Annotated in this window: 3 protein-coding genes; all 3 read left to right on the top strand. The window is 44.3% G+C overall.

Features of this window, described 5'->3' with window-relative positions; genetic code table 11:
• Positions 1 to 2: 2 nt before the first annotated feature.
• From PVV64_RS09340 to PVV64_RS09330, 3 genes are read left to right on the top strand one after another with little or no spacing between them, the layout of a single operon-like run.
• Positions 3 to 1,760, top strand: a complete 1,758-nt coding sequence (locus PVV64_RS09340; protein WP_273760747.1) for a ShlB/FhaC/HecB family hemolysin secretion/activation protein — start codon at positions 3 to 5, stop codon at positions 1,758 to 1,760.
• Between the two features lie 39 nt (positions 1,761 to 1,799).
• Complete coding sequence (locus PVV64_RS09335; RefSeq protein WP_273760746.1) at positions 1,800 to 9,923, top strand: hemagglutinin repeat-containing protein; 8,124 nt, start codon at positions 1,800 to 1,802, stop codon at positions 9,921 to 9,923.
• Positions 9,920 to 10,333, top strand: a complete 414-nt coding sequence (locus PVV64_RS09330; RefSeq protein ID WP_273722212.1) for a hypothetical protein — start codon at positions 9,920 to 9,922, stop codon at positions 10,331 to 10,333. Before PVV64_RS09335 ends, PVV64_RS09330 begins: the two co-directional genes overlap by 4 nt.
• Positions 10,334 to 10,434 lie beyond the last annotated feature (101 nt).

The following is a 10,434-nucleotide window of genomic DNA, read 5'->3' as shown; positions in this document are numbered from 1 at the left end:
TTTTGCGCCAAGAGAGCTTTTTAAGGCTTTTTCTAGTTATTGTTGTGTTGTTTGGCATGTTTCATGGCGCAACGGTTTATGCCCATTCTCCGGCTGTTTTACCTCCCCGTTCGCCAACAGATAATTTTTCTCGCGGCTATTCTGAGCAACAAAGATTAGAGAGAATTGAGAATTTACGGGCATTAACGCCTAAAAGAATAATGACGCCTTCAGAAGAAAACCATAGTCCATTTTTAGGTGGTGGATACTGCTTTTCTATTCATCATATTGTTGTTGATGGGGTCCGGCATATAAAGAAGAGCTCGATAGCAGCGGTAACAGATGCTTATGTTGGAAGATGTATAGGTCTTGGGGATATTCAGCTCTTGATCAAGCAATTAACCAAGGTTTATTTAGATAAAGGCTATGTAACGGCGCGTTTTTATATTCCTGATCAAGATATCAAAAACAGCAAGATATTAAAGTTTGTTGTCGTTGAGGGGAAGCTTTCGGATATTTATTACAATGGTTTTCCGGCTTCTGCTTACAATCATGTTGTGTGGAGTGCTTTTCCGGGGCTTAAAGGCCATATTCTCAATATGCGGGATATTGAACAGGGGCTTGATCAAATCAACAGGCTGATTTCAGGGCATGCTAAAAGTGAACTCCTACCAGGGCGTGAAGATGGCAGCACCATTGTGAATATTAGCAATCAGCCTGGTAAAGCTTTCAAGGTTAGTGTTTCTCATGATAATTTAGGACAATCCTCAACGGGTTATACACGTTATCATGCGGGCTTAAAGCTAGAAAATATTTTAGGGATGAATGATGCGTGGGATTTTGGTTATCAACGCAGCCAAACAGATTATTGGGGTGGGAGCAAGCAAGAGGGCCACAGCAATAACATTTCTGTTGGTGTGAGTATTCCTTATGGCTATTGGACCTTTGGTTTGAATGGCACTGTTTATAATTACCAAAGCATTATCCATGGCAATTTTACAGATATTGAGACGACGGGGGATTCCAGTGAGTTACACGCCAGTACCAGTAGGGTTCTTCACCGTGATGGTCTTTCGCTGACAACGCTCAATGTGGGTCTTTCTTATAAAAGAACCAACAATTACCTTCTTGGCAATAAGATAGAGGTGGGAAGCCGTCAATATAGCGTAGCCAATTTTGGCATTTCGCATTCTCGTCAGATGTTAGGGGGGACTTGGACTTTTGATGCCAGTTATTTGCAAGGATTAGGCTTGTTTCATTCTGTAAAAAAACATGAACCAGGAGCAGGTGATGCGGAGCCTCAATTTGCAAAGTTTACTGGTACGATCAGTGTTATGACGCCCTTTAAGGTGGGTGAGTGGAATTTCCTCTTAAGCAATCTTTTGAGTGGGCAATATTCCCCAGATAATTTATTGGGCGCAGAGCAGATTTCGTTGGGGGGATCTTCCAATGTTCGTGGGACACGCGAGGGTTTGATTTTTGGCAATAACGGTTTTTTTATCCGTAATGATTTGTTGTTGCGCACCATTCCGTGGAGAAACCACGGGGTTTTTCAAAAGACTTTGGGCGAGCTTCGCCCCTATGTTGGTTTGGACTATGGTCGTGTTTTTGCACAACCTTTGTATGGTTTTACCAATGAACAGCTTGCTGGTTGGACAGCAGGCGTAAAACTTGCAGGGGGCGTGGTTTCTCTTGATGCGAGTTATTCCAATATTTTCTGGAGTACGGTTAAGCATAAGAAGTCAGGCACATTTTTTATGACATTAACAATGGATCTTTAAACATCTAGTAAAATTGATCGAGCGATGGGGAGTACAAGCATGGGATATAAGAAGAGAGAGCAAAGAGCCCCTTTATTAGAGGTTCTCGTTTCCAGTACGATGCTCAAAAAGGTTTTATTTGGGGGAATTGGTTTTTCTTGTTTTTTAGCACCTTCAATGTTGCATGCACAAATTGCTGTTGATCCAGGAGCTAGTAGCGCCCATCGTCCTGATATTGTAGCAGCGCCCAATGGGGTTCCCTCCATTGATATTGTCACGCCAAACAGCAGTGGTTTATCACACAATAAATATTACGATTTTAATATTGGTCATTCTGGTGTTATTTGGAACAATCATGCGAGTGAAGTAGGGCAATCGCAATTGGGGGGCATTATGCCGGGCAATCCGCATTTGCGTGTTACGGGTTCTGCGAAGGTCATTTTAAATGAAGTGACCAGTGGTAATAGAAGTGCCTTAAATGGTCCAGGAGAAGTTTTTGGGCGCCCAGCCGATGTGATTATAGCCAATCCCAATGGGATAAGCTGTGATGGTTGTGGATTTATCAATACACCCCATGCGACATTCACCACAGGTGTTCCAGAAATTGATGTCTCTGGCTCTTTGAAGGGTTTTGTGGTGAAGGGTGGAGATATCACTTTTGCTGGAAAGGGAGCGAATTTTTTCTCTGGCCAAGGGGCTGTTGATATCGTTGATATTGTTTCTCGCACGGTGCATTTAGAAGGTCCTGTTGCGGGAAAGGATATTAGTGTGACAGCAGGAACGGGCAGTTATGACTATGCTTCTCGCCAGATGAAGGAGCTAACCGATATTACTGGTAAACCGGAATATGCCATAGATGGGTCTGCTTTGGGGGCTCTCCAGGGGGATCAGATTAAACTTGTGGCAACAGAAAAAGGTGTTGGGGTGCGCATGCGTCATGATATGGCGGCCAATGCAGGACAGTTACATCTTTCGGCGGATGGGAAAATTTCGTTGCAGAATGTTTTTGGCCATGGAGGTGTTGTTCTTAAATCCAAAAGCCAGAGTGTGTTAGCCAAACAGATTGGCTCCAAAAAGCATATTGAGATTGCAGCATACAAGGATGTGACGTTAGAGGCAGTTGGAGCTGATGGTCATGTCACAGCAGAAGCGCAAGATGGTTTTTTAACCATTGCAGGGCAAGCAACCTCTGGGGACAATATGAGGCTGTCTTCACGCCGTGATATGAAAGTCTCAGGGTTAGGTTCTGGGGCTGATATAGCACTTGAGGCTGGTGGTGGGCTTAATATTGCTGGCACTGTTTTGGCTGGGGGCAATTTAAAGGGGCATGCCGGTGGTGATATCAGGGCACATCTTTTAGCTGGTGGGGTTGATATGGCAGCGACCCAAGCAGCAGAGAGCCTTGTTTTGAGCAACCAAGGGGTTGTTGATCTCCAAAGTAGGGAGGGCATTATTGATGCCGAAAGCATTTATGGAGGCGGAGATGTTAAATTGGATTTTCAGGGGGGGCTTTCAGTTTCTCAAACCCTTGTTTCGCATCAAAATATAGCCATCCATGCCAATCCCAATGTTGGGATTTACTTTAACCAACTTGCCTCTTACGGAAGGGCAGACATTAGTGGTGGGTCGGTTGATTTTTCTTCTCTGATGACGGGTGGAGATGCTGTTTTCAATGTAGGCAGCCTTGATGCAGGCACAGTGATGACAGGTTTAGATTTTGTTGGCTCTCAGGTAAGTCCTTGGAACCCTTCTGGTGATCTTGTTTTTTATGATAAAGGTTCCCTTTCGATCACAGCACAAAGAGGGATAAAGGTTGGACATATTATCAGTGGTGAAAATATTGAACTTTTTGCTGGCAACGACATTTATTATGATCAGATCATAGGGTACGGCAGAGCAACATTAACATCCGTTTCAGGTGGGATCAGTGTTGAGAATGTGTTGTCTGCCATGGGGGATGTGAGGTTGAGAGCACCAACACTGGATTTAAGCAATAATCGTTCTCATATTTACACGCCTCAAACGCTGTATTTAATTGCGGATCATATTGATGTTTCGGGAAGCGAATTGACCTATGGTGGGTTAGATTTTAACAGCACCCATGCCCTTGATATTCATCATGCACGACTACACGCCATTACCGATGAAGGGGGAAGTGGAGACATTCTGTTTGTTGCGCCAGGGGTTATGGTTGATGAGGCAACATCGGTTTTAGCAGCACGCGATTTTACCATCAATACAGGGGAGCTTAAGAATAGCGGTCAATTGGCAGCGGGTCAGAATTTAGTCTTTAGTATAACAGGGGATGCGACCAACAACAAAACCGGTTTAATCTATGTGGGGGGAAGTGGTGCTCTTCAAGTTGATGGGACTTTTCTGAATGATTTTGGTGCTATTATGGCAGAAGGTGATTTATCTTTCACCAATGGAGAGGGCACAGGAAAAAGCCTTTCCCTTGTTAACAAAGCAGGCTTAATTCAAGTTGGGGGAAACTTATTGATCCAAACCAAAACTTTGCAAAACGAGGCCGACAGCACGCCTGTCATCACGGAAAAAACGGAAGAAGTCACTATCGCATTCCAAAAACCAGAGGGGGCTGATTCTCTTGAAAATAGTTTTTTTCCTGGTGACGGAGGTTTTTTATATTATTCTGCAAAAGGTGATTTTTGGGGCGCTATACATACTCATGAAGAAGAATCTTGGGGTATGTTTGATATAATAAAGCTTTGGCCTGACAAAGAGGGAACCTATGGCAAGATAACTTTGAAAGATAAAACAATCTACAAGGCATTTACTTGGGGCTTTGCAAAAAATCATGCTGGGCTGGATCTAGATGGTTCCGTATTTATCATAAAAGGGTATCAATGGAATAATGAATCACACATGAGCGAGGAGACTGTCACGCAGAGTTTTTCGCATAAACCGGCGGTTCAAGGGATGATTCAATCTCACGGCAATCTCATTATTAACGCTGATGATATTGAGAATAATTACAGCATTATAGAGGCAGGGGGCAATGCGGATATCCAAGCTAAGACGCTGACCAATGTAGGGATGACCGCTTATAAAAATACCTTTATGCATTGTCATGCCAATACAGATGCTTATTGTTATGCTTATAACGCTGATGGTAGCCGTAATGTTAGTCTTGATATAGCCAATAACGGTAGTCGCCAAACTGGCTCAGAAGTAACTGATACGGTTTCTGGTCTTGTCCAGGCAGGAGGCACGTTGAATCTGGTGGTTGGTCAACTCAACAACACAGCTGTTGAAGGGTCTATTACGGGGGAATCCCATTTTGAAGCCAAAGCGGTTGGGGGTAATCCACTGGAGGCGCTGAGCGGTTTGACTGGGGCTGGTGCACTCTTTACACCAAAAGTGGATTTCAATGATGCAGGGGAACTTTCTGAGGGGCTCCCTTTACCAAAACCCCAATCGGGGGGTGTTGGGGGCACGCTGCCCAACCAGAATTTCATTTATGAAACGCGGGCAGAATTCCTCGATGTGGGCAAGTTTTATGGTTCAGCCTATTATTTGAACAGAATTGGTTATAATCCTGACAGAGAGATTTTTTTCTTAGGCGATGCATATTTTGAAAAGCAGCTGATTGAAAAACAAATGCGTGATCTTGTAGGGCAAGGTTTGGGCAAAGGATCGTTTATTTCGGGAAAAGATTCGATCGAGCAAGTCAAAAGCCTGCTGGATAGTGGGGCAGAATATGCCAAAGCACACAATCTTCCCTTTGGTGAGGCACTCACACCAGAACAATTGGCTTCACTAGAAGCGCCAATGGTGATTTATGTACACCAACAGGTCAAGGGCATGGATGTTTATGCACCGGTGCTGTACATCCCAGAAAAAGACAGAGCCTCCTTTGTTTCTGCTGGGGCTTTGATGATGGGTGATGATGTCAATATCACCAGTAAAGATCTGGTGAATTCAGGGCGAATAAGCGCTACCCATAATTTATCTGTGCACAGTGATGATATTTTGGGTAAAGGAGGGCATTTTGCCGCCGGAAATGATGCTGTTTTAGTTGCACAGAACAATATTCGTTTGGATGCAGGGCGCACAATGGTTGACGGTGTGGAGACTGTTTTAAACACCGAGGCGCTTTCTGCTGGTGGTAATGCAACGGTGATTGCTAAGCAAGATATCACCGCCTCAGGGGTGGGGATCACCACCGGAGGTGATCTTGCCATGGCTACAGAAGAAGGCAACTTGACGATCGGTTCAGCAGAAACCCATTACCATGATGAACAGGGTGATGCCTCCATGCATCATAAATCAGAAGTCAACTCTGGTGGCTCGACGACACTTCTCTCTGGAAAAGATTTGAATATCTTAGGCTCTGAAGTTCAAGCACAGGATAATCTTTTCTTACAAGCAAAAGACAATGTGTCGATTGATGCCACACGCAACAGTGCAGATCGCTCCACGGATCATGAAACCTTCCATGTTGCTGTACACAATGGCTCTCATTTAAGTTCTGGAAAAGATACTACGGTTATCTCTGGAAAAGATATCCATGTTGCTGCTTCCGATATAGATGCGAAGGGCAATGTTGGACTTGGCGCCCAAGGGGATATCACAATAGAGACCAAATCCGATGAGATAAATACTCATTTTCGGGATGGAAATCTTAAAATGGACATGCAAGCCTCTGTTGCTGTTGGCTCTTCGATCAATGCTGGGGGAGATATCACCGCTATTGCGGGGCAGGATGGCAAAGCGCATGATCTCACCATTACGGGCAGTTCCATTGCGGCTGAGGGCAAGGTAGGGCTGAAAGCAAGCCAAGATATTCTTATCAACAATGCGGAAAATAGCTTACACAGTGAGATGTTGAGCCACACAGAATATGGCGGTCTTTTTGGGGGACGCTCATCCTATCATAAAACTTTTGGAGCTACCCAAGTGGTAGGTGCACTCATATCTGGGGGTACAGGTGTTGCTCTTGAATCGGGAAATGACACGACAATCACAGGATCGGTGCTTACAGCCGGCAAGATAGGGGAAACACCTGATCAGAAACAAGCGGATATTTCTATTCACTCTGGGGGGAATATTCTCATTAAAGGTGCGCAAGAGAAGTATAATCAGCAAGCACAATCCTCAGAAAGTGGTTTTTTGAGTAGCAAATCTTCTGATAATGCTGAATCGCATACCACAACGGTTTCTTCCATTCTTGGGGCGACGGGCAATATTGATTTGCAAGCAAAAAAAGATGCCACGATTACGGCTTCTCATATGATTGCAGATCAAGACATCACTGTTGCGGCAGAAAATGTAACGATTAATGGCATGACAGACCATCATAAGAGCCATTCAGAAACCCATGAAACCGGTTTTGGTGTTGGTTCAGGCAAGGGCTTTGTGTCGATATATGGAAGTGAATCCAAGACAGAAAATGAGGAAAGCTTTGAACATCAAGGCTCTTCGTTCAATGGAAAAAATATCACTATCACCGCTACAAAAGAAGATGTGAACGTGGTGGGTTCTAACTTTATAGCGAGCGAAGATATTAAGCTTTCGGCAGCCCATGATGTGAACGTTTCACCTGGTCACAATAGTCATAGCGCAAACTCAAAGGAAGAACGCACAGGCTTTGGCTTTCAGTTTGAAAAGAATAACAGTGGTGCCTCTATTGGTGTTGGGGTTGCGGGCGCTAAAGATACGGGCGATCAATGGGAAAAGACCAATACACCGTCCAATTTCCACGCAGGCAATGATGTGCAGATTAATGCCGGCAATGATGTAAATTTACAAGCGACAAATGTTTCGGCAAATCGTGATGTCAATATTGATGCTGGCAATAATATCACACTATCGGAAAGCTATAATACCGCTAATACACAAGAAAAACATGAAAAGTTTTTTGCCGGTGTGACGACCACTGTCGATATTGGTGTTCTTGGCACGGTACAAGGGCTAAAAGATTCAGCAGATCGCATGAATAATAAAGATGGAAACGGTAAAGTTGGTAACGCTATACTAACCGGCCTCAAAATCAATCACCTCTTTAATACAGGCAGGAATTTTGTTGATTGGTTGGGTGGCAACACGGGGGAAAGAGGGAACATAACCAAAGGATTGAGCAGTTCATTAGGAGGGTTGGGGGGCTCCACCAAGGATGTTCTTGCCAATATGGCTGGTGCATCTGGCAGTGTGAGCGTGGGCTTTAAGACAGAGAAGGCAGAAGCCACTTCTCAAGGCTCCAATGCGGTAACAGATACCATAGAAGCTGGGCGTTCTATCAACATGAACGCGCACAAAGGAAATATCCATGGTGTTGGAGCGGATATAATCGCTGGCACAAACCCGATTTATGCGCTGGAAAATGATACACAGAGCGGGAATATTACCTTGAGCGCAGGACAAAATATCATCTTTGAAAGTGCAAAAAACACGCAAAGCACACAAAACAGCAGTGAAAGTGCTTCCATGAGTGTTGGCACCGGTTATGGCACGGGTGGCGCAGGGGCAACGGGTAGTGCTGCTTTTAGTCAAGGGGAAGGCTCCAGTGAGGAGGTACACCACAAGAACAGCCATGTTGTGGGTACCGGAACAGTTCATACCAGCAGTGGAGGGGATACTACATTGAATGGTGCGGTATTTTCTGCAAACCGTGTAGAGATGGGTGTTGGTGGTGATCTCACCGTAAACAGCCGCAGTGATACGGGGCAAAGCTCTAGCAAGCAAAATTCTGTTTCTGTTGGCTTTGGTGCTGGAGCAACGGGAGGAGGAGGTTCCATGAGCGCCTCTTTCCAAAAGGATAAATCCTCTAGCGATTATCACAGTGTTGTGGAGCAATCAGGTATCAAAGCGGGTGATGGCGGCTTTGATATCACTGTTGCAGGGGCAACCACGCTCACAGGGGGGCTTATTGCCAGCAGTGCGCCGGCAGACAAAAACAGCCTGACCACAGCAAGCATTAGCACCAGTGACATCACCAACAGCGCTCATGCGCAAGCCAGCAGCCAAGGGCTTAGTCTTTCTGGGAATGACACGGTAAAAAACATTGTCAAAAATGTTTTAAACCATGGTAAAGCCAAAGATAATGCAGAAGGGGAAACCAAATCCGCTATCAGTGATGGCACCATCATCCTAACGGGTGAAGGCAATCAGAGGGCGATGGGGCAAGATGCTGGACAAATCATTGGCTCTCTCAACCGCAACACTGCAGCAGCCCACCAGGCTGTAGCACCGATAGACGCCACACCGCTTGAGGCAGCCGTGCATAATCGCTTAGACATGATCAATGATTTATCCGATGAAGGATTTGGTTACCTTGATAAAATTCATCAAATTACAGATGTCAAAGAACATCCCATAGGAGAGGTTGCGCATGATGCAAATGGCAATGTCCTCTATTTAACCGATGAAAATGGAAAACCTATAAAAGACAGCGATGGAAAAAATATTGCTCTGTACCACTTTTTAAAGTCAGAGGAGGAAAATCATTTACAAAAAGGCTCTGATGGCGCTGTTTATATGTTCTACAATGGCATTTTTAATTCCCCCGATGAAGCAGCGGGTAATGCTGTCCAAATGGCTGTTAATAACAATGGTCACCTTTATTTTACCTATCACCCCGAAGCTAAAGACAAGTTAGTAGAGATAGGGATAGCGATTTATGAGTATTTTGGGGGATGGAGCAATTCGAGTAAGAAGTTCCAAGATTTTATCACTCGTTATGGCAATGAGGAAGCGATTGTGAGTGCGCATAGCCGTGGTAGCTTAACAGTAGGCAATGGACTGCGTGACTTTGAAGAACGTGGCATCCACGGTCTTGCCGAGAAAACAGATATCTATCTTTATGGACCAGCTGATAACTCACTATCGATAGCGAATGCACACTATTATGTGAGTGATGGTAAAAAAGATCATATTTATTTACAAAACCATTTCTTTGATCCCATTGGTACAGGAATTGGTCATAATCTACCGACAGCTTATAAGGTGCCCTTGAAGCTCCCCTATGTATTATTTCCACCAGCAATTGCAATAAAAGAGCAAGGGAGTGCGCTACGTGGCCATAACCCTACTACCACCCATAAGTGCTATGGTGATGCGAGTGATGCGTGTAAAAATGCTTATGGAACACTTCATAATGTAAAAATTTATGCACCTCATGCGATTTTAGATAATTTAGGTTTAGGTTATTTATGGAGAAAAAAATGAAGAGATTGTTTAAATTATTGAGTGGGTTTATTCTGTTAAGTATTGCTGGATGTGACATATCAAATATTGACAAACCTTCTCCAGCATACGTGAGTATGTGGGAGAAGCCTGGTGCAGACTTTACTGAGATAGGAAAAGCCCTTTTAGAATGTGGCATGCCGAGCCTTATCGATCCTGATAGAGAAAATAGAGAGAGAAGCAACAATGCAAGAGCAACAACTTATGCTTGTATGATTCAATCAGGATTCCGCTATAAAGATGAACATGTGGGTGGGTGGTGTTATACATTTAAAGAAGAAAACCTCCCCATTTGTCGTCCAGGTGCTGTTATTCCCAAGCGCAGTGTTGAGAAGCGCTTAAACAGCCCTTATTGTAAAAGGTATAAAAATGCGGATGAATGCCAACCTTAAGTCTTGCTTGTGATGGAAACAATCCCCACAGCCATGTGTCCTCTTGCCTGTGCGGGATTGTTCCTTTCATTTCATTAACACCAGAGCAAGAGAAGCATTTA

Source organism: Bartonella sp. ML70XJBT.G (genome assembly GCF_028618575.1).
GTDB lineage: Bacteria > Pseudomonadota > Alphaproteobacteria > Rhizobiales > Rhizobiaceae > Bartonella.
This window is presented reverse-complemented; position numbering and strand designations above follow the sequence as displayed.

Bases quoted from the DNA above. Each gene is read 5' to 3' on its own strand.
- PVV64_RS09335 (WP_273760746.1), top strand. From the start codon at position 1,800: ATGGGATATAAGAAGAGAGAGCAAAGAGCCCCTTTATTAGAGGTTCTC.
- PVV64_RS09330 (WP_273722212.1), top strand. From the start codon at position 9,920: ATGAAGAGATTGTTTAAATTATTGAGTGGGTTTATTCTGTTAAGTATT.